Source organism: Roseburia amylophila (assembly GCF_025567465.1).
GTDB classification, from domain to species: Bacteria; Bacillota; Clostridia; order Lachnospirales; family Lachnospiraceae; genus Roseburia_C; species Roseburia_C amylophila.
In genome coordinates this window covers 97,487-120,786 of the sequence record NZ_JAOQKI010000003.1, presented here as the reverse complement: position 1 = coordinate 120,786, position 23,300 = coordinate 97,487, and the positions used below count along the sequence as shown (strand labels likewise).

Here is a 23,300-nt window from a genome sequence, read left to right as displayed (position 1 = left end):
ATCTTATACCTGATATATCGTTCTTTTTTCCGAAAAACTTAACCTTTAAGCTAATCTTTTCTTGCCGCTTTTAACATGGCAATCTCTCTGGCATATCCTTCTAAATCATTCGGTGTTTCAAGGTAAAATGGCAGTTTTTTCAATGCCGGATGGTTGATTATCCGCACAATGGCATCCATGGTCAGATTGCCTGCACCCAGACATTCATGACGGTCTTTATGGCTGCCCAGTACATTTTTCGAATCATTCAAATGAATGGCACACAGCTTATCCAGTCCGATAATGCGGTCAAATTCTTCTAATACTTCCTCTAAATGTCCGCTGATATCATAGCCGCCATCAAAAACATGGCAGGTATCCAGACAGACTCCCATTTTCTCCGGATATTTTACCCTGCTTAAAATCTCCTGCAGTTCTTCAAAGTTTCTTCCTACTTCTGTTCCTTTTCCAGCCATGGTCTCAAGCAGCACTGTTGTTTTCTGCTCCTGCCACATGATTTCATTTAAGACTCCTGCAATCTTTTCAATTCCAACTTCCGCTCCCTGCTGCACATGGCTGCCAGGATGAAAATTATATTTGCAGTCCGGTATCTCCTCTAAACGCCGCAAATCATCCGCCATGGTTTCTCTGGCAAACTCCTGTACCCGCTCATCTTTGCCGCAGGCATTTATTGTATAGGGTGCATGGGCAAGAATCTGCCCGATGCCATGCTCCGCAGCATACTGCTGATATGCAGCTATATCTTTCACATCTAAATCCTTTGCTTTGCCGCCTCTTGGATTTCTGGTAAAAAACTGAAATGTATTGGCTCCGATTTCCTCTGCCTGCTTTGCCATAGCGAGGAAGCCTTTTGATGATGATAAATGACAACCGATTCGAAACATATTTTTCTCCTTTTTCCTTTTCCTAATAATAACTATTCTATCTTTTTCATCCGTGTCAGCCCGTCCATTGAAGTCAGATGCGATACAACGTCTGCAAGTGCCACTAAGAATTTTGTTCTACTTATTGACTTTTCCGGCAACCGGTGCATATTCGCATCCATGCTCAGATGCACCTCGCTGGCACTTCCCTGTGCCAGCGTTGCCAGATTTTCTCCAAAATTCCAAGTGCCACTAACAGACTTTTGTTATGCATCTTCCTTTAACAGACCAGCTGGCACGGGTTCCAAAAATTATAATCCTTATAATGACTCTAAAAATTCTAATTATCCCGTGGTTCGGTGATTGGGAAATGGGAAAGTGCGGATTATTGCTTTGTCTGGAAGTACTGAACAGTTCGTCGGAATGCGGATGCCTTATGAGGATTGTTAGGGGCTCTTAGAATTTCGTCCTGCAACAGGCAATGCCGGCACAGGGACGTGCCGGCAAGGCGCAATTGAGCAAGGATGCGAATTTGCGCTGGTTGCCAGATAAAAAGATTATCTACTTCGAAATTCTTAGTGCCCCTTTCAAGCATCATGTGGTATCCGTCTCCGACGGACAGTGCAGTACTTCCGCAAAACAATGATATGTCTTTTCCCCTCTCCCAATCACCGGACACTTGTTATTTCATTATAACCGTTATAAAATAAAAAAGTAACCCCAAACCAGTAATCCCGCTCTCGCAATTTAATAGGACACATACAAAAAGGTACATTTTATGAAAATCGGAATTTTATCAGATACACATGGTGTATTAAAGGATACATTTTTAGACGAGCTGCAAAGCTGTGATTATCTTCTGCACGCAGGAGATATTGGAAGTCTCAAATGTTATGAGACTTTAAAAGATCTGCATGTTCCGCTTTATATCATCAAGGGGAACTGTGACAAAGGCGAATGGACGAAATATCTGCCGGAGACTCTGGCAGCACCCATTGGTGGGAAGATTTTCTATCTCATCCATAAGAAAAGCGATTTGCCTTATCCACAACCGGAAGCAGATTTTATTATTACCGGGCATACCCACCATTATGAAGTAAGTAAAAGAGGAACCACTACTTTCATCAATCCGGGCAGTGCCGGTCGAAGCCGCAGTGGTTCCTCCTGTACTATCGCTATTCTGACTTTGGATGGGGACGATGTTTCTATTTCACCCATTTATACCGAATAGCAATTTATATCGTGTGATAATTTTTATTGCATATCAATTGATATTACATCATGATTCTATGTCATTTGACTCTTTCGGTTATTTTCCAGCACCAGTTGAAAATATCTCTGAAACAGCAGCCTGGTATTCTATCAGGCTGTTTGCTTTCTTTATCTTCTTCAACGGTTTTTCAATTCCGGTAAACTGTGTGCCAAGATAAAACCACAATTCTTTCATTTTAAAGAGGACATTTTTCTCCCCGGACATTTCTTCCTGATAGCCGGTAACCAGCTTATTGTGAAATGCATAAAGCCGCTTTAATTCAGCAGCCCTATCTATTATGCCGCCGGAGCGGATTTTCTCTATGAGTGCCGGGTCTCTTATAACACCACGCCCTAACATAATGGCATCTATCGTTGGAAAACGTTCTGTAAACCGCTCATAATCTTCCACTGTAAAAATATCTCCATTGTAAACCAGCGGATTCCTGCTGTACTCCAGTGCATACTCTACCATCGTCCAATCCGGCTTATTTTTATAATAATCTTCTCTGACACGGGGATGTAAAATCAGCTCCTTTATCGGGAAACGATTGTATATTTTTAAAATGCCTTCAAATTCATCCGGATATTCCATGCCAAGTCTTGTCTTAATGGAAATCTCTGCATCCGTCTTTTCAAACATTTCATCCATGAAATGAAGCAAGGCTCTTTCATCATCTAAAAGTCCGGCACCTCTTCCCTTCGATACTACCGTTCCGGAAGGGCATCCGGCGTTGATATTAATTTCCTGATAGCCAAATGCTTTCAGCTCTTCTGCAATTGCTGCCACATCTTCTCCGCTCTTTGACAGCACCTGTGGCACGGTATACATGCCGGCATTATGCTCTGGGATTAAATCATTTCTTTCTCTGGCATTGAAGCTCCGCTTCGTATGCGGTGCTAAAAATGGTGTAAAATATTTGTCGGCATCTTCATAGCATGCATGGTAAGCCTGCCGGTATACATATCCTGTAATTCCCTCTAAGGGAGCTAAATATAGTTTCATGGGTACATCCTGTTTTTTATTTCATTTCTCAATTCTGTTTTCAAATTCTGCTTTTTATCTTACTCTTCGATTTCAAGCATGCTTGTACAATGTGGACAGCGTGTTGCTTCCAGTGGAATTTTACTCTTGCAAAATGGACAGGTCTTCTCTGTCGGTGCAGCAGGCTCTTCTTTTCCATGGAACAGGCGGTTCATCACTTTTACAATCAGAAATACCACAAATGCCATGATGATAAAGTTCAGCACTCCGGATAAAAACATTCCAAAGTTCACGGCTGCAGTTCCGGACGCCTGTGCCTGTGCTAATGTATCATAATGCTTTCCATCCAGTGCAACAAACCAGTTACTGAAATCCAGTCTTCCAACTACAAGACTAAGAATCGGCATAATCACATTGTCTACCAGCGAGCTTACCAGTTAATTAAAAGCACCACCGATAATCACACCGACTGCAAGGTTTAACATATTTCCTCTTACTGCAAACTTCTTAAACTCTTTCCACATCTTCATTCTCCTTTGTTCCTGGCACACTATTTAGCAGTTCTTCCTTCTGCCTTCTGACATTCCATAATTTACAAAATGTGCCAATACAGCTACATCATCATCCCAAAAAGCTGCCTTTATATCACCATTGTTACTAATATAATAATTATAATCAAAAACCGCACTATAGTCTACTCCATTATATACAGTTACAGCTCCTTGTAATGTCTTACATCCGGTTCCTGCTCTACCCTCTTTCTTACCACTTGCAATATAATGCATATAGTAAGATTTCAAGTCATTTCATCTTTCTGCGTTACATTTGGCATATGGAATGTTCCCAGCATCTGGCAGTCACTCTTAATATCCACAGTACCTGTTCCATTACTGTTTAATGTTGTGGTTCCCTCCGGAAGTATCAACTGCGCACTATTTTCTCCACCATCAATCGTAATGGATTTTACCTTCGGCCAGCTTGTTCTTGCTACTACATGCTGTCCTTTTAAATTCACAGAATATTTTGCAGTTGAATCTGTCATTGCATTAAATGCTTCATCCATTGTGGCATAGGACTGTACTTTGGTTCCATTCTTATAAAGTATTGCACTTGCATCAGCTACAGATACCGATTTTACATTTCCAAATATCAGAAATGTAAAACATACTGCCAGAAACATGCACAACCGTAATGTTATTTTTCTGATTGTGTCTTTCATCTTCATTCTCCTCTCGTTTTTCTTTAATAATATTCTGCTGTTTTATCCTTCACAGCATCCCTGTTTTCCAGTGCCTTCTCTACCGTCCGGTAATAAACAATATTTTTACGGCCGGTATTATTTCTGTCTGTTCCCAAATAAGTATCTTCTGCTACGAGACTCGCTCTTGAGGCATCAAAGGAATAGGATTCCAATGCGGTGTCTCCACTTCCCATGATATCTCCCAACAGAAGCTGCCGCTCCGGGATATAAGATAAATAATATCCAAACTCCATATAACCAGATATCAATGCTCCATTGCTGCTATTTTCATTAATGGCATTGTCCACCGGCTGGACGGTCTCTGTCGTTCTGTCATAGTAATAAATCTTCACTTCATACAGATATTCATTGGTACAGCTTGCTCCATCTGTAGAATATGTTATGCTATTGCTTTCTGCCGTAAATACATCCGGCTGTTCAATAAGAAGTGGAATATCATAGTTTGCAACATCTATCACTGCATAGCCATTATCAACAGAATTCTGACTCTCTGCAAATGCAAGATAAGCATCCTGCCAGATTTTGTCCTCATCAACTTCTGTCTCAGTTTCCGTTTCAGTCTCGGTTTCTACCTCTACAACTGGTTCTTCTTTTCTTTCTTCTATGGTATCTGCAGCCTCCGGTTTCTCCGGCTGTCTGCTGGCAAGACTTACCACTGCTGTTGTTACACCGGCTGTAACCACAATTCCTGCAATCACTCCGGCAATAATTTTTCCTGCTGCAACGGATGAAGTCTTAGCTGCTGCCGATGCTGCAGTGCCCATTCCTGCACCACTTCCGACACCGGTTCCACTTCCCGCTCCTGCACCGCTTCCAACACTTGCGCCATTTCCAACTCCAGTGCCGTGAAAGGTAGCTATGCCTGCTGTCTGCAGAATATTCCGCAATGGAATCTGAAATACACCAGCTGAATAGGTATCCCGAAGCAGGAAGTATAAGAAGAATGGGAATGGTGTAATACCATAAAGTTTGGTTCCTTTTCTTTCTAATTCCAATACCTTTTCTTCGATATTCTTACGTCCGTATTTTAACCGGCTCTTTACGGTATTTTCCGAAACACCGGTTACTTCTGCAATGTTCTTTACCGACATCTGCTCAATATAGAACATCATCACGCACATTCTCTGCTCGTCTGATAAACCGGCTATCATTTCCTGCACCAGACGGCTGGTTTCTTCTCTGTCCATTGCCAGCTCCGGTCTGTTTTCCACCCGTTCATCCACAAGAAGTTCTTCCATGCTGACTTCTTCGGAATCCTCTGTCTGCATCTGCGAAAACAGCACTACCTTCTTTTTCCGCAACTCATCCAATGCCTTACTGGCTACGATTTTTGAAAACCATCCCGGAAATTTATCCGGTTCCTGAAGCTGATCCAGATTCTGAAATGCCTTGATATATGCATCCTGCAATACATCTGCAGCCTCTTCCTCCTGTTTCATATATTTTAAAGCCACATAATAGCTCTTCTGATAAGTCTGCTGATACAGAAAATTATATCCTTCTTCCCGGCCTTCCATTGCAAGACCTACCGCATCTTTCCATGTCATATAAATTACTCCTCTTTCGTTCATTTTCGTCTTAATCCTTTCATTATATTGTAGAACAGCCTTCTTACCTTTTGCAATGTGAACTTCTGATTTTTGATATCCTCCTTTGCCATCGTTATAAAAGTTTCCATCTCATGCATTGCTCTTCCTCCTTTCACTTACTAGACGGATGAAAAATGGATGAGGTTTTAAAATTTCCAAAAAAATTTTATTTTTTCAAATTTGTTGACCAAATGGCTGAAAATTGGATTTTGTCATTGAAATAAGACTATAAGAGTGCTAAACTTTTGAATTGCGTGTTTAGTGGGGGAAGGTGAAGTTTTCGCTGTATTCTGGAATATCTGCGCAGTCTGGCGGATAAAGGTGCATGATGAAAGCTGCTAAGAACACTTGGAATTTCCTTAAGCAACTGGCAACACTGGCACACGGATGTGCCAGTGAGACGCATTTGAGCATGGATGCGAATATGCGTCGTTTGCCAAAAGAATCTATAATTTATATGGAAATTCTTAGTGTTCCTTGCAGCCTTTTATGTTGTATCTGTATCTGGCAGACTGGTCCTCTTTCTTCCGCCTTTGTAAGATGGCACCTAAGAGTGACATCATCGTTCTGGTTGCAACCTTTTTCTTAACGGTATTTTTCGACCTTGTGGTTGCCATCGAAATTGGTGTTGTATTAGCAGCTCTGCTCTTTATGAAACGTATGGCAGAAACAGCTGATATCAAAGCATGGAAATACACAGATTCTCCTGACATTACACCGGGTGAAGCGGAAAAACTGCGTGACATCCCGCATTCCATCAGTGTTTTTGAAATCTGCGGTCCGATGTTTTTCGCCGCAGCAGACCAGATTCTTAATATCAACAGTAACCATCATACGAAGGTTGTTGTCATCCGTATGCGTAGCGTTCCTGCCATTGATGCCAGCGCAATGCGTTCTCTCCATGAGCTTGCCAACCGTGCAAAACGCAAAAATATTACGCTGGTATTCTCCCATGTCAATGAGCAGCCAATGCGCGTGATGGAAAAAGATGGTTTTATTGGATTAGTTGGAAAAGAAAATTTCCATCACAATATTGTGGATGCACTGGATTATGCAGAAGCACTGGTAAAATAAAATTAAGAACAAAGAATGTGCCTTGGCACATTCTCGCGCCTGCGGCGGTCACTTGCGACATCTACCTTATACGCCGCAGTGCACACTTTATTTTTAATAATGCAATCGCATATGCTTCCTGCAATTACACTCTTTTTCCATTTTTATAACAATCCCTGAATCAAAATAAACAGAATCAGTATCGGAAGGATAAACTGGAAATATGGCTTTAATCTTCTTGCAATCTTTATGCCTTTTCCGGTATTTGCTTCCTCTAAGTAATTATCAAATCCCCAGCCCCACTTCGTCACACAGAACAGCAGGTAAACAAGAGAACCGATTGGAAGCAGCAGGTTACTTACAATAAAATCCTCGCTGTCCAGCACATCCCTTCCGCCAATCAGATGGAGATTGCTCCACACATTGTATCCTAAAACACATGGCAGACTGGCAATAAGAATAATGATTCCATTTACCAGTGCCGCTTTGTTGCGGTTCCAGCCAAACATATCCATGCAGAAGGACATGATATTTTCAAATACGGCAATTACCGTAGAAAAGCTTGCAAATGTCATGAACAGGAAGAACAGTGCGCCCCAGATTCTGCCGCCACCCATATTTACAAAGACATTTGGCAGTGTCACAAAGATAAGGCTTGGTCCTACGCCTACTTCCACGCCATAGCTGAAGCATGCCGGAAAAATAATCAATCCTGCCATAATTGCCACAAAGGTATCCAGTGCGCAGATACGTGTTCCTTCTCCTGCCAGCGTATGGTCTTTTCCCATGTAGCTTCCGAAAATCTCCATTGCTGCCACGCCAAGGCTCAAAGTAAAGAATGCCTGATTCATGGCAGAGGTTATTACATTTTTCAAACCGACTTCCCGGACACTGTCCATATTTGGCACCAGATAGAACTTTAATCCCTCGCCGGCTCCGGAAAGTGTCAGGCTATGTACTGCAAGGACAATAATCAGTATCAGCAGTGCACTCATCATAACTTTACTGATTTTTTCCAATCCGTTCTGCAAGCCGCGGCTACATACAAAGAATCCAACCACAACAGTCAGTATCATCCAGAATGCCATCTGTTTGGGATCTGCCAAAAGATTGCTGAACACAGCTCCGGTCTGCTCGGTATCCATTCTTGGGGTAAATTCACCTTTTACAAACTTATAGAAATAAGTTACCATCCAGCCGGAAACCGTTGTATAATACATCATCAGCATATAACAGCCGAAAATTGCCACCCAGCCATGAATATGCCATTTACTATTTGGCTTCTCCAATGCCTTATATCCTAAAACTGCACTTTTTCTGCTGGCTCTTCCGACTGCTAATTCCATTGTCAGTACCGGAAGCCCCATGGCAATCAGGAATATCAGATAAAACAGTACAAAAATTCCTCCGCCATTCTGTCCTGCCACATACGGAAATCTCCACACATTTCCAATTCCGATTGCGCATCCTGCACTTACTAGTATAAATCCCAGACGGGACTTAAATGATTCACGACCCATAACTATAAATTTCTCCTTTTGTAGTTTTCTCCCTAGTATAACATGGAATCACCGGTTTTGATAACTACTTCTTTTTATTATTTTTCTTCTTCAAAAAAAATAATTCCCGCTGCTGGATTTTGATTACTGTCTCTTTCGGTCTTTTTCTCTTTCCCATACTCCGACAGTGGCTTCAATGCCTGTCCCCCCATAAGATACAGCATTCCGATATTAAATATCGTCATCAGTCCGATTCCCACATCGCCTAAATCCCATACGAAAGTATAGGTTGCAATTCCGCCGATAAAAAGCATAATCAGTGCAACGATTTTATAAAGGGTCTGCCAGATCCATTTATCTCCAAATAAATATGCCACATTGCTTCTGGCATAAAACAATATTCCAAGAAATGTGGAAAAGCTGAACAGAAATAAGGTCAGTGCAATAAAGATAACTCCGAATCTGCCCAGATGATACTGCATGGCAGACTGCAGCAAATCCATACCAGCTTTTCCTGCAATTATCTTTTCCGGTGCAATAAGCATAATCATAGCGGTACAACTGCAAATGATAATCGTATCGATAAATACGCCCAATGCCTGTGTCAGTCCCGCACGTACCGGATTATCGCATTCCGCTGCTGCCGCTGCACAAGGTGCAGAACCGGAACCTGCTTCATTAGAAAACAGTCCTCTCTTAACTCCATTCATAAGCACTGCTCCAAATCCACCGGATACTACCTGCCGGATACCAAATGCCTCTTCAAAAATCCTGCCAAATACGCCCGGAATACTACGGAAATTTACAATAATAATAAATAATGTAATAAAGAAATAACACACTGCCATAATCGGTACTATCATATCCAGTACTTTTACAGTTGCATTTTTCCGCAATACAATCACTGCCGCAACTGCCACCAGCACAATTGTTGTATACAAGGGTGGAATATGAAATGCATTTTCAAAAGAAGATGCCACTGAATTACTGATTACCTGGCTGATTCCACACCAGCAAATCAGACCGGATATGGCAAATAACACTGCCACCAGCACATGTTTTTTCTTCTTTCCTGACTTTTCTTCAAAAAAATGATGGATATAATATGCCGGACCACCGCGGTAACCGCCATACAGCGGATCTTTTTCCTTATGCAGCTGTGCCAGAGTTGCTTCAATAAACGCTGTAGCAGAACCAATCAGAGCTGTAATCCACATCCAGAATACCGCTCCGGCTCCACCTGCCGACACTGCTGCAACTACACCTACCAGATTTCCCATTCCCACACGGGTTGCCGTGGACACAATCAGCGTCTGAAAAGTTGACAGACTGTCTTTATGCTCCTTCTTTGCTACCAGTGCCCGCACCATATCCGGGAACAGTCTTATCTGTAAAAACTTTGTCCGAATCGTAAAATAAATTCCTGTTGGAATTAACAAAATAATCAGCAGTGAAATGCCAAGACTGCCTCCCCCCGGAAGCGGAATTTTAATCCAGTCTCCCCATAAAAATGAATACACTTTTTCAATAATTGAAACTACCATTATAAAATACCTTTCTCTCTTCGTAATAACCCTATTGTGGTATTTTAACATTTAATTTCACATTTGGCTATCGTAATGTGACAACTCTTTTTCTATCCAGGTCATAATCACATCCACCAGATAAGCCTGCTGCACCTGACTCAGTTCTTTTCCTGCATCAACTTCTCATATTTTAACTGATAATCGATTAATCTTGGAATATATTCCGGCGGAGTCCGTCTTGCAGCCTCCCAATCCTCAAGAGTACGAACAGGAATGCCCGTATGCTCTGAAAATTCTTTAAAGCAACGCAATGCGTGTTTTTGCAACCTGACTGTTTTCGTTGCAATCTTCTACCGAAACCGCACATCATGGTCTACCAGCAACATAGTTGTCCGATTTGTCCTTAACAATATGATGCTCTTATGACAGATAACGAAGACCGCAACACTTTGGATTATGACTGCTGCAATGCCCCCGTAGAAAGAGCAATCCGTGCAGAGCATCCTCCTCGATTACCAGTTTTTCTTATCTTTGGTGCAGTCGTGTTGCTGTTTTCTTTCATCCACCATCTTCACAAACCACTCCACCATATTCGGATCGTTATGTGAGAAGAAGCTACTTTGTTTTTTGTCAATCGTGGCAATAACCGCCATATCATCCTCGCTCAAAGAAAAATCAAATACATGAAAGTTTTCTTCCATACGCTCGAGGTGAGTGGATTTTGGAATGATGACAATTCCACGCTGCAAATGCCAACGAAGAATGACTTGAGCAACAGACTTTCCGTACTTCTCAGCAATGACTTTCAGTTCCGGCGTGTGGAACATATCGCCCCGCCCTTCACCGAATGGCGCCCATGCTTCCATCTGTATGCCGTATTTATCATGCCATGCTTTCGCTTCCGTCTGCTGATTGTGAGGATGAATTTCCACCTGATTTACCATCGGCTTGATTCGATTAAAGGAAGCAAAATCCACCATACGGTCAGTATAGAAATTGGAAATGCCGATAGCACGGATTTTCCCTTCGTCATACAGTTCCTCCAATGCCCGGTATGCACCGTAGGCATCTGAAAAAGGCTGATGGAGCAAACACAGGTCAAGGTAGTCGACCTGTAATTTTCGCATGGATTCCAATACGGATGCTTTTGCTCTTTCATAGCCGTAATGCTCAATCCAGACTTTTGTGGTTAGGAAGATTTCATCTCTGGGAATGCCGCTTTTTGCAATAGCATTACCCACTTCTTCCTCAGAGGGATATTGTCAAGTGTGTATGTAAGATTTTATCCCGCTCTGAATACACTAAACTGAAAAATCAAATCTTCCGCCGATTTTATTCTCCCCCGGTTTGATGGAATCCCAGTCAATATTTTTGATCTTATCCAAAAGTTCTTCTTTTGAATTTGCCTGAACCGTAGTTTTTCTTACTTCGATTTGCTTGGTCTGTTCCTTTTTCTTTGTCTCTTTTTTCTCCTCAGCTTTCTTTTCCTGAAGCCTTTCAAGATATTCTTTCTGACTGGCTGATGATTTTTCCAGTTGTGCAAAGAAGGTTGTAGTTCCGTCACTATTAAAAGATATGCCAAATTTTGTTATTTTTGTATCAGCATCTGCATTATCGTTAGTCTTACCGAATGCTCTTTCAAAACCGAACTGAGCATTGATTTCATCTGACATACGCAAAGCTCCCTCAATGCTATGCATTTTTTCAGCATAATACTTCGAATCTGATTATTTACACCTTCAAATCAACATTATTCTTTTTTATAACTTCTTTGTGCTTTTTCATTGAGAATACTTCTTTTTCTTCCTTTGTATCCTTTGCTTTTTCCAACTGCTTCTGTTGGATTTCTTCGGCTTTTTCACTCATATTCTGGAGAAAGGATTTTACTTTTGAATCTTTATGTCCTATTGCCCATGAACTAATATTTCCATCTTTATCTATTGCCCATCCCTGTTCAACTCTCCATCCAATATCTGCTTGTTGCTTTGCAAACTGCTCATCTAGTTTTTTCATGTTACCAATTTCTTTTATGTACTCATCTTCTAAGTCTGAATCATTTGCCATTTTTGTTAAAAACTGAGGAGAAATTGCTACATTCGTGGTAGTTGATTTACCATATTTCATCCTCGGACTATAATTTGCTGATACAAAACTATAATTGTCAAATTTTTTAGAAAGATAGGAAAGTTCATCCGCTGCAGTTTTTCGGGTTGTCCATGTCTTTACATCTTCTGTTTGCTCCACAACCTGCTTTTCTGTGGTTTCCTTAGCATTATTTTTCTGTATATTACCGGTATAAGCATTTGTGTAAATATTAGAGTAATTGTTTACACCTGTAACTGCCATACCAACATCTCCTTTCGTATTACAAAGCTTTCATTACCTTTTATTAGCATAATAATCCCAAATACCATTAAGCATTTTCCGATCACCATCTGATACATTCAGACTTAGCCTTAAATCTTTCCAGTCACCCGAATACTGCTGCGATAATTTCTGGTTATCCGACTGGATGGCGGATAAAAATGCCTGATATGCCGAATTTTGGATACCCCCCTTTTCTTTAGATTTAGCAGTATTCTCCTGGTTCTCACCTATGTTCTGTTCATTTGCTGTCTGTTCACTTCCTTTATGGTAAACTACCGATGGGGTAAAATCCTGTAATTCTGACCAGATTTCTGTTGAAGTTGCCATAAAATTACTGTGATTTTCATATGCCTGATTCAGCATATCCATTTCTTTTTCTTTGGTTAATTCCTCAATTTTGCCCGATTCTGTCACATAATACTCCGGCTCATAATCTTGTTCCGCATATTTTTCTTCAATGCTGTTTTTCATTTTGTTATATGCTTCTGCCATTCTGTTTACATGATGTTCAAAGGAATCAGTTTTTACACTCTCTGTATCTTCTTTGACAAATATATCCGTCACTTCCTTCTCAAAACGGTTCTGATAATCCATAGAACTGACAGAAGATAAATGTCGAAAGCTCTCCTGCCCTGTTTTGGAAATGGAAAGTGTATCTGTATACTGTGTCATTTTCTTTTCTAAATCTGCCGGAACATTTTGCTTTGTATTTTTCCTGCTGTTATGTTCGATTGCAGAATATGTAATATTTGTATTATTGTAAATCTTCATAGCTGTTTCCTTCCCAGATAAATACCATCAGACTCTAATATCAATCGGCACATACCTTTTAATTGTGTCTGTTTGTACCATTTCTGCTGCCTCTAAACTATCTGTAGCAAGCTGCTCCTGCAAAACCTCGTCTGGAAGTTCTTCCATATTCTCCACAGTTTTTTCCGTCATCTGCTCTGTCATTTCTTCGGTTGTCTCCGAAAGTTCGTCCATGATTTCAGACATCATGCCCTTGTTTTCCTCTGTTCCAAGAGCTTCATCCACCATTTCTTCCTTTCGTTCTTCTTCTGTTTTAGGCTTATTCCTCTCAGCAGCTTCCGCAATCTTTTCGCCATATTCTTCTGCCTCGTCCATGACATGAAACATCTGTGAATTATTATACTCCTGATTTGCTGCCGCAATTTCATCCTCATAATTATGAAACATTTCCAGCTTTTCAGAGATTTCTTCCAAACTGTCAGCCTTTCGGTTTTTCAAATTTTCTTTTTGTGCTTCAAAAAAAGCCACCTTATTATCCCGTTCCTGCTGTCGCTGCAATTTTTCCTGTGTACTTTTCAACATATTAGAACTATTAAATCTATTTATCAGTAAACCTCCACCGGATAAATTGACTGTAAAACTCATCTGGTTCCTCCTTCCCGACAAATTAATACAAAAGATTTTTCTTCTTGTCATTTAGGCTTAACATACTATACTTCCTTATCTATCTTACTTGACGTTAGAGAGGAATCCTTTTTCGAATATGTACCATTGTTTGTATAAGTCGCACTTGCGCGGTTCGCAGCATTTGATATACCAGTTGCTTTCTGAGCTGTTTTGCCTGCAAAGGAATTGTAACCTGTAAAAACCGTTTTCAATGAACTGATATCTGCTTTCTTCAATTCATCTTCATCCAGCTCCAGCTTATTCCCCTTTCCTATGGTAATACCTATTTTAGAAAGTAAATGACTGGTTTTGTCTGTCATGCCTGTCATCCATGAAGCATTTCTAAGGACATCTTTTGTATTGGATTCTCCTGCCTCCTTAACAACATCATTATAATCATCAATAAAAGATTTCACTTTTTTGGTAATTGCATCCCAGTCATAATCCTCTACCTCTGTTTCTTCCCCGGTCTTTTCATCCTTCTTTTTTATTTTCTTTTTTTCCCAGAGTGACGCATCGTTTAGTGCATCTGCTGATTTTTTCAGGGAATCCGCACTTGTTTTCATCAGTGTAAGCTTCTGTGAAGTATCGCCTTTCCCCGATAATTTTTCTGCATCCTGCTTTGCATAATATGCTTTCATAAGTTTTCCATAGCTTCCGTTTTTAATCGCAGCATAATCAGAAAGCATATTGGTGTTTCCTACGGATGAACTGTCAGAAGTTCCTCCAAATAATGCGGAATAATCTACATTGCTGTTATATTTACTTGTGTAATCACTAAAACTCTTAATCTCTGACATAATACCATTCTCCTTTACCAACTATAAACGAATATCAATCGGTGTATACACTGCCTGCTGTGTTGCATTCTGTGCATTTTCCAGAGTCGGTGTTTCTACTGTCACCTGTGTTTCCCCTTTGATATCCGTATTCTTTACGCTGTCTGTCTCCTCTGCCACAGTCCCCGCAGATTCCTGTGTTTTCTCGGATTTATCAGTATTGTTCTTTGTTGCAGTGTCTTCTGTATTGCTGTTCTCCGCTTTTGCAGCTTCTTCTACTGATTTATTTGCATCTGCAAGTATAGACATCTGTGCTGCTGTCGCAGACTGTGCCTTTGCCTGCAACTCTGCCAGTTCTTCTTCCTTCTTCTCAGTATTTCCTTTTCCGGCATCCTGTTTGATTTCAGATTCAAGCACACTGGCACGTCCCTGTATCTGTGTTGCCATACTTCCCTGCACCTTTGCCTGTTTCATGGAAGAATCTGCGGAGATCATCGCCTGCATACTTGCCTGTGACAATCCGGTGTTTTTCTTTTTAGAAGTGTTACTTGTTCCAGCCACCATATCATCCATAGATGACGAATTTTTACTCTGCTGTTCCTTTCTCTGCTCGATCTGGTGCTGTCTTAACTGCTGATTGAGATTGTTAATCTCCTGCTGTATCTCCTGACGCTTTTTCATCTTATCCTCTAATGACATTTCTTCATTCGATGATAAATCCTGTAGCTTCTGCTGTGCATTTGCAATCTGATTCTGAATATTTTTACTTACAGAATCATTCCCCTGTGTCATTCCCATTGTTCCTGTCTGCGTATTTGTCCCACTAAATCCATTGATCCTCATCGTATTGTCCTCCTTGAGCTTAAATTCTGAAATCCGTTTCCTTAAAAATCTGTACAACATGATTTCTCTTTACTGATTCTTTCGGCATATCTTTCTTTACAATAAACAGCGATGTTGTGAACCGCCCTTTTTTTGTTGTGAAGCAAATAAAAAACACTAAATATTCTGATGTTTCACAGATTACTTAGTGCTTTTTGTCCTTATTCTACCTGTAACATAATACTTAGAACCACTTCCTGATTCTCCTGCTCTAAAGATATATCTCCCATATACATCCTTGCAACCCTCCGGATATTATGCAGTCCAATTCCATGCTCCTTCCCGGATTTCGTTGTTTCCGGCAGATCACTGTCCTTATAATTTAACTCTCCCTCATATCTGTTCTTTATGGTTATCATAAAAATACTGTTTTTCCGAAAAGAAGAGAGACTGATATAAGGATTTTCTCCACTTACATTTTCCATGCAATTATTCAGTGCATTGTTTAAGATCACGCTTAAATCAAATGCATTTAATTTCGTATCCCCCGGATAATGAAAATCTGATATAAAACGAATCTGCTTTTCCTTTGCTTCTCTTAACTTTTCCATCAGAATCACATCAATGACAGGACTCCCAGTTTTTATCTCAGGAGATATTTCATTCCACTCCTTTTTCAAATGCTCCATATATTCTGCTGCATCATCCATATGATTCTCTGCCACAAGATGTTCCAGCATCTGTATATGATTCCCCATGTCATGACGCAGGCTGCGGATATCCTGATACAGCTTTTCCACTTCCCCGATATGCTTTTTCATGTCACTGACCTGATTTAATACCAGCTCCTGCCCTGTCTGTTCTTCCTGTGCCACCTTCCAGTTTTGAAACATCGTAGTCATAACAAGAATTGCTATGATAGAGATAAAATAATGCACGAAGCTTAAAGCTCCATAAAATCCATAGGTATCTGTCAGGCTCTTTCCTGTATCTTTTTCATAAATATTCAGATAATATTGTAGAATGCCATACCCTGTAACTCCCACGAGAGAAGGTATGATAAGCATTACCTGCTCTTTGACGCTCATTTCATCATTTTTGTATACATATGCTTTATTGATCAGACCGATTGCAACTGCAAGGAAAACGATACAAAGCACAATATCCAGAATTCTCGTTCCAGCATAAAGTACATATTGCAGCCATTGTCTTCCTGCAATCGTATTTCCAAAAACCAGAGCTTTTGTGATAAAATCATCCATTCTGCCTGCCATTGCAACCGCAAGCCAACGGATAGAAAAAAATGTCACTGCAAGAAATATTTTCTGATAAATGTTTCTTCTGTCCTGTACATACATCACAAGAAATGCAGCCACAACTCCCAGCATATATGCAGAAAAATTGCCAATCTGCTGCGGTATCAGATACAGCACAAACATAATTCCAATATAAACAATACTGACCAGAGCAGTTTCCCTTTTCTTTTTCATATATGGATATACAAAAACACCAAAACAGATTCCTGTAATAATCAAAATTGCAATAACAGAAAACTTCGATGTGATCATCCAACATCTTTCCACTAAACTCATCTGACTTCATTTCCTTTCCTCTGGTTATATTTCAGATATTGCTTCACAAACTCCGGATAATTCTTTTTTGCAATCAATGCAGTTCCATTTTTCATAGTTACACAAGTTGCATCATATTTTTCTACATATTTAAAATGTACAAGATAGGCTCTGTGTGTTCGGAAAAAATCTGTTCCTGCCATATCACTTAATTCCTGTAATTTACCATAGTATTCAATATCCGTACTTCGTGTATGGATAATAACTTTCCGGTTATACACCTCGGCATACACAATATCACGCAGAAAAATTTTTATATGACTTCCGGCGGTCTGTACCATGATATATTTTTCGTCTTTTTCAAGTCTGGAACTCCTTTTTATGTTATGGACTGCCTTTGTCACAACCTCTTTAAATTTCTCATCGGAAAATGGCTTAACCAGATAATGAAATGCTCCGACATCAAATGCCTGAAAAACATACTCCTCTGCTGCTGTCACAAAAATGAGTATCATATCCTCATTGTTCTGACGAAGTACCTTTGCCGTTTCCATCCCATCCATTCCCGGCATCTGAATATCCAGAAAAAGAATATCCGGCTTACTGCCACTTGCGATCAGTTCATCACCCGATAAATATTTATCTATAACCGCATCCGGCAATAACTTTTTTATTTTTTCTTCCAATATCTGAACCATAGATACTTCATCATCGCAGATAGCAATTCGCATATTGTCACTTCCTTGCTTACATATATTTATAGCTATTATATCGGATAAATTCATGCAATATCTATCTGGAATGTTGTGAAATGACCTTTTTTTGTTGTGAAAAGGGCAGCAAACCATTATTGGTTCACTGCCCTGTCTTTTAGTCATGTCTGCACTATTAAAGATATGAAACAAACTCATTCATTGGTATACGCTGGGATTCATGCTTTAAAGCAAGAAAAACCAACATTGCATGAGTTCCAATCCTTTTATTTCCATCTATCATGCAATGATTTTTTATCAACCCATACCCTAATCTCGCGGCTTTTGCTTGAATTGTAGGATACAATTCCTCCCCTCCAAAAGACTGAAAAGGATTTTCTAATGCAGAGTCCAATAAATTGTAATCTCTGACTCCATCGCTTCCACCAGTCTGCTGAATCAATTGAGTATGAAGCATAAGAATCTGCTTTTTGCTCAGTTTTTTCATTTAGCTAGTACCTCATATGCTTCTTTATTCTGCTCCATGAGCTGCTTTGAAATACTTAACACATCTTCATCAGATGCAGTAAAATCCTTATCTGCTTTACTAAAGTCTATAACAAGATATCTTGGTACATTATTCTTCAAAATCACTGCTGAACCACATTCGTCCACTAATCTTGCTACTTTAGAAAAATTCTGGTTAGCGTCTGAAATAGACACCATTGTTTTTGTATCTATAGTCATTTGATCACCTCCGTAATTTGTTTACTATAGTATACACAAATTTTAGGATAAATACAGCCTATTTCGTTGTAAAAAGAATAGCAGATACATGACAATCGCCACACACCTGCTTTTCTGCATTACACTTCTGACCAACTTATGGCAGAAAAAATCAACTTTTTAACACTGATACCGTATCTGCACCGCATCACTATCAAATTTCTTCACATCAATTAATTTTAACCTTGTCACATCATGCTCCATCGCAAGTCCGTCAAACACTGACGGCATACCGCCTCTGCCGTCAATTCCGGCTCCGACTAACAGGCTGATTTCATCAAGCAATCCTGCTTCCAGAAATGCAGTATTGATCTTCGGTCCACCAACAATACCCATACGCTCCACACCAAATTTTTCTGCAAGAATTTCCACTGCACGAGCCAGATCTACATGCTCCTTTCCACAGGCAATCCATGAAATATTCTGCCCATCGAGATAATCCAAATATTCCTTAGATACCTTTTCGCTGGTTACAATCAGATACGGCTTTGCCATGCCAGATGCATCTGGCCAGAGAAGCTTTCCATTTGTATCTATTATAACTTCATAGCCTGTGGCATCTGCTTTCTTGGAAAAGCCTTCTTTTCCATAGCTTTCTGTATTTTTGGCATGGAATTCGCCCGACTCTGCCATTTCCAGCTCCGCCCTCACCCTGCCGCTGACTGTGGTTGGTACATTGATTTCATCCAATGTCGTGTAATAGTCATCAACTCCAGGAAGTTTCGATGTCATGGCACAGTCAATTCTTCCATCTATAGAAATCATCATATGACAGATAATATATGGTTTCTTCATACTGCTCTCCATTCTTCACATTATTTATAACAATTTCTATCATTTACTAATGCTACTGTATATTTCTTTTGTAGTTACATCTTTCCACCATAAACAGGGAAAACTCCACTGTCACCATAGCTCTTAATTTTCTTAAAATTCTTTAACAGTTCCATGTCTTCAGCACTAATTTCAAAATCTAGTTGGGCATTACTCTTCATATGTTCAGGATTCCCTGTTTTTGGCAGAGAAATTGCACCAAGTTGAAGCGTATATCTAATGCAGAGCTGTGGAACAGTCACACCATACTTCTTTGCAATCGTGGTTATCTCCAGTTGATTTAATATTTCACCATGCGCAATTGGCGAGTATGCTTCTACAGCAATATTATTCTTCTGGCAATATTCTACTAACTCTATCGGCGTATTACTGATGTGGAGAAGAATCTGATTTACCATTGGCTTAATCTTTGCTGTTTCAAGAAGACTTGCAATATCTTCAATCAGAAAATTGGAAATTCCAATTGCCTTAAGTTTTCCTGCCTTATAAGCATCCTCAAGAGCTTTCCATGCTGCTCGATTTCCCTCTACATATCTGTCTTCGCACTGATTAACCTTCGCCCACGGCTGCGGACTGTGAATAATCATCATATCAAGATAATCCAGTCCCATCTTTTCAATCGTCTCATTGATTCCTGCCATCGCTTCTTCGTATGTCTTATGCTCTGCGGCAACCTTTGATACAACAAACAACTCCTCACGTGGAATACCACAGGTTCTTACTCCTTCACCAACGCCACGCTCATTGCCATATGCCTGTGCAGTATCAATATGTCTATATCCAATCTCTACTGCTGCTTTTACAGCGTCAGCAACCTTATCATCATCAATAAACCAGGTTCCAAGTCCAAGCTGTGGAATTTTCACTCCATTATTCAATACAATACTATTATCAAACATTTCATTCACCTTCCTATTGTAATTTCCCATATTCTTCATCACTTACCGGTTCAAGCCATTCATTGGAACCATTTTCGCCCGGAACTTCTATTGCCAGATGTGAAAACCATTCATCCGGTGCGGCGCCATGCCAGTGTTTCACTTCTGCCGGAATATTGATGCAGTCACCTGGCTTCATTTCTACAGCTTCTTTACCTTCTTCCTGATAATATCCTCTTCCGGCAACACATACCAGAATCTGTCCGCCTCCACTTTTTGCATGATGAATGTGCCAGTTATTTCTGCATCCAGGTTCAAATGTCACATTAAAAATTCCAACCTGAGAAGTAGAGATCGGTGCAAGAAAACTTCTACCGGAAAAATACTGTGCGAAGCCATCGTTTGGTGCACCAATTGGAAATACCATCTCTTTTGCATGTGCACGCATTGCTTCATCTTCGTATGGCAAATCTCCTTCACCTGCCTCCCACACTTCCTTTGCAAGATTGAAAACAGCCCATGCTTTTGGCCAACCTGCATAGAATGCGGCATGTGTGATCACTGCAGCAATCTCTTTTTGTGTCACACCATGATTTTTTGCATTTTGAAGATGATATTTTAAAGAAGAATCCGTAATTCCGGAAGCCATCAGAGCAACCACTGTGATAATACTTCTTGTTTTTACATCGATATCCTGGTTATTCCAGTTTTCGCCGAAAAGTACATCATCGTTAAAATGTGCAAATTCCGGTGCGAATTCACCAAGTGTATTTCTTCCTGCTGTCTGTACTATTTTTTCCATATTCTGTATACCTCCATAACGCTGTTATTTATAAAGAGTTTACCCATTCACTGATTTCCTGTTTCGTTCCGCAATTTAACAGTCTGCCTTCTGTAATAACTGCGTCTGGTGCAGATGACTGCAATTCTTTCACAGTGTTTCCAAATCCACTTCCTCCGGATGTTGCAAAAAGCACAATCTTTTTACCACTGAAATCGTAAGCTTCTAAAAATGTATTGATGATTGTCGGCGCAACATACCACCAGATTGGGAATCCCAGAAGGATCTCGTCATAAGAACTCATATCCATCTCTTTTTTCATAATCGCCGGTCTATATTTTTTATCACTCATTTCCACACTGCTTCTGGATTTTTTATTCATCCAGTCAAGATCAGGCTTTGTATATGGAACTTTCGGCTCAATCTCAAACAAATCCGCTTTTACTTCCTCTGCAATCATCTCTGCTACTTTTTTTGTCGTTCCGCTTGCACTGAAAAATGCCACTAATTTTTTACTCATAATAAAAAGCCCCTTTCTATACGTATTTTTCACAAAAAAAATAGATGTATAAGATTTACATTCATCTTACACATCTATTTTAAGCTCTATCGCTTCATTATGTCTAATGCTTATATTGAATTTTGTTTTATGCCTGAAAAGCATTAATCTCCTCGATCATTTTACGGACTGCCAAAGAATATGGGATATTCCGTCGCCAGGCAATCACTGTGCTTGTCGTTATTTCAGGAGAAATTCTTCGCTGTACAAGAATATCCTCTCGCCAATACTTTGCAGCACCTTCGATTGATATTGGATAGCCCAGTCCATTTGCCGCCATGACTCCTGCATTTGTTCCGAGATTACTTGTAAAAGCAATCTGAAGTTTTGAAAAGTCTTTTCCAAACCAATTGGCAAGTTCACTTTGAACACTCACTCTTTCTGGCAGTATCAATGGTTTTCCTATGAGATCTTCTTTTTTTATAAACTCTTTTTCTGCCAGTGGATCATCCGGCCGCATTCCGACACACCAGTGATCACAATCTGTGATTCTGATATAATCCAACCCTTCGGTGTCCACCGGCTCCATGAATAATGCAATATCTACAAGTCCTCTGTTCATCATCTCATACACTGCATCTGCTGTTGCAGTATGTAATACAATCTGAACCAGCGGATATTTTTCTTTATACGTTTTACATATCTTCGCCAATGTCTCCACTGCCGCAAATTCACCACATCCAATGGTTATCGTGCCCTCTACAACCTCTTCTTTTCCTTTCAGTTCCTCAATCGTCCTTTCCTCAAGATTGAGAATCTCCAGGGCACGCCTTTTTAATAAAATTCCCTCATCAGTAAGCGAAATTTTCTTCCCGCTTCGAATAAATAATGTTACTCCAAGCTCCTCTTCAAATGCCGCCATCTGTCTTGAAAGCGTTGGCTGGGTAATATGCAATTGTTCTGCTGCTTTTGTAAAGCTCTGTTCTTTTGCTACTGTTAAAAAATAGCGCAATAATCTTAATTCCATATCTTTATATTCCTGCACTTTTTTGTTGTATTCATTCTATTCAGAATATAACGACGTACTTTTGGATCAATCTGCCATCCCCAGTTGCTTAGATTGACTGTTCCTTAAGGGTCTATATCATTTACAACAAATATTATAAGGCTTTCTATATTTTTACAGTTTCATAGCACTGCGGATGCAGTTCTCAATAAATTTTTCTCCCAAATCTGTATTCAGGCTGACTCCCAGGGAGTTTACAAACAATCCCACCAGAAATATTAAATATCGTTTTAGTGTCTCCATTTTTTTATTTCCTTCTCATTTCATATTTTTTATCGCCGGATTATTTCATATCTGCGAGATTTCGATAGATCCGGCAAAAAATATCCATAAACTGCTTCTGCTCTTCTTCGGAAATACCATTTAATGCAGTTTTTTCTATTTTCTTAAAAGCCTCCTCCACAAGCTTCTGATTTTTTTCCCGGATTCTGTCATAAAATATGAAAAGTATGACGGTTTCCATTGAGCATTTTTCTTTCGATCAGGTCTTTTTCTTCCATACGGTTCAAAATGGACGTTAAAGATCCTGCCTCGATGAGGCATCCTGCTGCAATCTCTTTCTGACTGGCACCATCGTGTTCTTTCAGGTAATCCAATACTTTGGGCTGTCCCAAGGTAAGACCTGTATCTTTCAGCTGTTCCATTAGTTTTTTCTGGACAATCATATGGTTTATCATAGACAAGTAGTGAACGGAAGCATCCATTTATTATTTATCTTCTTCTTTTATCATATAAATAGTTATAATTCAAATGTTTAGAATTATAACTATATTTGTGGTGTA

The 23,300-nt window shown here is 39.9% G+C and carries 26 protein-coding genes and 3 pseudogenes; 2 read left to right on the top strand and 27 right to left on the bottom strand.

Features of this window, described 5'->3' with window-relative positions:
* Nucleotides 1–50 precede the first annotated feature (50 nt).
* A complete protein-coding gene (locus OCV43_RS02985) occupies nucleotides 51–884 on the bottom strand; it encodes a deoxyribonuclease IV (RefSeq protein WP_117946193.1) in 834 nt (277 codons plus the stop codon).
* Nucleotides 885–916: 32 nt separating this feature from the next.
* The gene (locus OCV43_RS02980; RefSeq protein ID WP_255415050.1) at nucleotides 917–1,045 is read right to left on the bottom strand and encodes a hypothetical protein; all 129 of its coding nucleotides are present in this window, start codon (nucleotides 1,043–1,045) and stop codon (nucleotides 917–919) included.
* Nucleotides 1,046–1,641: 596 nt separating this feature from the next.
* Here OCV43_RS02980 and OCV43_RS02975 point away from each other — a divergent pair.
* Nucleotides 1,642–2,094, top strand: coding sequence for a metallophosphoesterase family protein (locus OCV43_RS02975; RefSeq protein WP_118088131.1), 453 nt, complete (start codon nucleotides 1,642–1,644; stop codon nucleotides 2,092–2,094).
* A 78-nt stretch (nucleotides 2,095–2,172) separates the two neighbouring features.
* On the opposite strand, the gene OCV43_RS02970 is transcribed toward OCV43_RS02975, so the two are convergent.
* The 5 genes and pseudogenes from OCV43_RS02970 to OCV43_RS02950 form a co-directional block, all read right to left on the bottom strand.
* Nucleotides 2,173–3,120 carry a tRNA dihydrouridine synthase gene (locus OCV43_RS02970; protein ID WP_262623384.1) on the bottom strand — a complete coding sequence of 316 codons (948 nt, stop codon included), beginning with the start codon at nucleotides 3,118–3,120 and terminating at the stop codon, nucleotides 2,173–2,175.
* Between the two features lie 59 nt (nucleotides 3,121–3,179).
* Nucleotides 3,180–3,623 (bottom strand): annotated as a pseudogene (mscL, locus tag OCV43_RS02965) (large conductance mechanosensitive channel protein MscL).
* A gap of 30 nt (nucleotides 3,624–3,653) precedes the next feature.
* A complete protein-coding gene (locus OCV43_RS02960) occupies nucleotides 3,654–3,899 on the bottom strand; it encodes a hypothetical protein (protein ID WP_262623383.1) in 246 nt (81 codons plus the stop codon).
* Nucleotides 3,896–4,318 carry a hypothetical protein gene (locus OCV43_RS02955; protein WP_262623382.1) on the bottom strand — a complete coding sequence of 141 codons (423 nt, stop codon included), beginning with the start codon at nucleotides 4,316–4,318 and terminating at the stop codon, nucleotides 3,896–3,898. The genes OCV43_RS02960 and OCV43_RS02955 overlap by 4 nt, the downstream gene beginning before the upstream one ends.
* Before the next feature lie 23 nt (nucleotides 4,319–4,341).
* The gene (locus OCV43_RS02950; RefSeq protein ID WP_262623381.1) at nucleotides 4,342–5,907 is read right to left on the bottom strand and encodes an RNA polymerase sigma factor; all 1,566 of its coding nucleotides are present in this window, start codon (nucleotides 5,905–5,907) and stop codon (nucleotides 4,342–4,344) included.
* 531 nt (nucleotides 5,908–6,438) lie between these two features.
* On the opposite strand from OCV43_RS02950, the gene OCV43_RS02945 reads away from it, so the two are divergent.
* A complete protein-coding gene (locus OCV43_RS02945; protein ID WP_262623380.1) occupies nucleotides 6,439–7,023 on the top strand; it encodes an STAS domain-containing protein in 585 nt (194 codons plus the stop codon).
* A gap of 143 nt (nucleotides 7,024–7,166) precedes the next feature.
* On the opposite strand, the gene OCV43_RS02940 is transcribed toward OCV43_RS02945, so the two are convergent.
* From OCV43_RS02940 to OCV43_RS02845, 20 genes and pseudogenes are all read right to left on the bottom strand, one after another.
* Nucleotides 7,167–8,522 carry a sodium-dependent transporter gene (locus OCV43_RS02940; RefSeq protein ID WP_022244218.1) on the bottom strand — a complete coding sequence of 452 codons (1,356 nt, stop codon included), beginning with the start codon at nucleotides 8,520–8,522 and terminating at the stop codon, nucleotides 7,167–7,169.
* Nucleotides 8,523–8,599: 77 nt separating this feature from the next.
* Entirely contained in the window at nucleotides 8,600–10,045 is a 1,446-nt protein-coding gene (locus OCV43_RS02935; RefSeq protein ID WP_022244219.1) for an alanine/glycine:cation symporter family protein, read from the bottom strand.
* Nucleotides 10,046–10,539: 494 nt separating this feature from the next.
* A pseudogene (locus OCV43_RS02930) lies at nucleotides 10,540–11,274 on the bottom strand (aldo/keto reductase); the annotation flags it as partial.
* A gap of 54 nt (nucleotides 11,275–11,328) precedes the next feature.
* Nucleotides 11,329–11,742, bottom strand: a pseudogene (locus OCV43_RS02925) (DUF6033 family protein); the annotation flags it as partial.
* A 16-nt stretch (nucleotides 11,743–11,758) separates the two neighbouring features.
* On the bottom strand, nucleotides 11,759–12,373 hold the full coding sequence (locus OCV43_RS02920; RefSeq protein ID WP_262623379.1) for a DUF6033 family protein: 615 nt from the start codon (nucleotides 12,371–12,373) through the stop codon (nucleotides 11,759–11,761).
* A gap of 33 nt (nucleotides 12,374–12,406) precedes the next feature.
* A complete protein-coding gene (locus tag OCV43_RS02915) occupies nucleotides 12,407–13,165 on the bottom strand; it encodes a hypothetical protein (protein WP_262623378.1) in 759 nt (252 codons plus the stop codon).
* A 27-nt stretch (nucleotides 13,166–13,192) separates the two neighbouring features.
* Nucleotides 13,193–13,789: a hypothetical protein gene (locus OCV43_RS02910; RefSeq protein WP_118488640.1), complete on the bottom strand. Its 597-nt coding sequence runs from the start codon at nucleotides 13,787–13,789 to the stop codon at nucleotides 13,193–13,195.
* A 65-nt stretch (nucleotides 13,790–13,854) separates the two neighbouring features.
* Complete coding sequence (locus OCV43_RS02905) at nucleotides 13,855–14,610, bottom strand: hypothetical protein (protein WP_227061396.1); 756 nt, start codon at nucleotides 14,608–14,610, stop codon at nucleotides 13,855–13,857.
* Nucleotides 14,611–14,631: 21 nt separating this feature from the next.
* Nucleotides 14,632–15,432, bottom strand: a complete 801-nt coding sequence (locus OCV43_RS02900; protein ID WP_262623377.1) for a FlxA-like family protein — start codon at nucleotides 15,430–15,432, stop codon at nucleotides 14,632–14,634.
* A gap of 200 nt (nucleotides 15,433–15,632) precedes the next feature.
* Nucleotides 15,633–17,003 carry a GHKL domain-containing protein gene (locus tag OCV43_RS02895; protein ID WP_262623376.1) on the bottom strand — a complete coding sequence of 457 codons (1,371 nt, stop codon included), beginning with the start codon at nucleotides 17,001–17,003 and terminating at the stop codon, nucleotides 15,633–15,635.
* Complete coding sequence (locus OCV43_RS02890) at nucleotides 17,000–17,713, bottom strand: LytR/AlgR family response regulator transcription factor (RefSeq protein WP_262623375.1); 714 nt, start codon at nucleotides 17,711–17,713, stop codon at nucleotides 17,000–17,002. Before OCV43_RS02890 ends, OCV43_RS02895 begins: the two co-directional genes overlap by 4 nt.
* Nucleotides 17,714–17,870: 157 nt before the next feature.
* Nucleotides 17,871–18,182: a type II toxin-antitoxin system death-on-curing family toxin gene (locus OCV43_RS02885; protein WP_262623374.1), complete on the bottom strand. Its 312-nt coding sequence runs from the start codon at nucleotides 18,180–18,182 to the stop codon at nucleotides 17,871–17,873.
* Nucleotides 18,179–18,421, bottom strand: coding sequence for a hypothetical protein (locus tag OCV43_RS02880; RefSeq protein WP_022433332.1), 243 nt, complete (start codon nucleotides 18,419–18,421; stop codon nucleotides 18,179–18,181). Before OCV43_RS02880 ends, OCV43_RS02885 begins: the two co-directional genes overlap by 4 nt.
* A gap of 159 nt (nucleotides 18,422–18,580) precedes the next feature.
* Entirely contained in the window at nucleotides 18,581–19,255 is a 675-nt protein-coding gene (locus OCV43_RS02875) for a RibD family protein (protein WP_262623373.1), read from the bottom strand.
* Nucleotides 19,256–19,329: 74 nt separating this feature from the next.
* Nucleotides 19,330–20,193 (bottom strand): aldo/keto reductase, encoded by an 864-nt coding sequence (locus tag OCV43_RS02870; RefSeq protein WP_262623372.1) that lies wholly within the window; start codon nucleotides 20,191–20,193, stop codon nucleotides 19,330–19,332.
* A 13-nt stretch (nucleotides 20,194–20,206) separates the two neighbouring features.
* Nucleotides 20,207–20,974: a carboxymuconolactone decarboxylase family protein gene (locus OCV43_RS02865; RefSeq protein WP_262623371.1), complete on the bottom strand. Its 768-nt coding sequence runs from the start codon at nucleotides 20,972–20,974 to the stop codon at nucleotides 20,207–20,209.
* Between the two features lie 28 nt (nucleotides 20,975–21,002).
* Entirely contained in the window at nucleotides 21,003–21,473 is a 471-nt protein-coding gene (locus OCV43_RS02860; protein WP_118343095.1) for a flavodoxin, read from the bottom strand.
* A gap of 127 nt (nucleotides 21,474–21,600) precedes the next feature.
* Nucleotides 21,601–22,479 (bottom strand): LysR family transcriptional regulator, encoded by an 879-nt coding sequence (locus OCV43_RS02855; protein WP_262623370.1) that lies wholly within the window; start codon nucleotides 22,477–22,479, stop codon nucleotides 21,601–21,603.
* A 153-nt stretch (nucleotides 22,480–22,632) separates the two neighbouring features.
* Nucleotides 22,633–22,761 carry a hypothetical protein gene (locus tag OCV43_RS02850; RefSeq protein WP_022243603.1) on the bottom strand — a complete coding sequence of 43 codons (129 nt, stop codon included), beginning with the start codon at nucleotides 22,759–22,761 and terminating at the stop codon, nucleotides 22,633–22,635.
* Nucleotides 22,762–22,949: 188 nt separating this feature from the next.
* Nucleotides 22,950–23,162, bottom strand: a complete 213-nt coding sequence (locus OCV43_RS02845; protein WP_262623369.1) for a MarR family winged helix-turn-helix transcriptional regulator — start codon at nucleotides 23,160–23,162, stop codon at nucleotides 22,950–22,952.
* Between the last annotated feature and the right edge of the window lie 138 nt (nucleotides 23,163–23,300).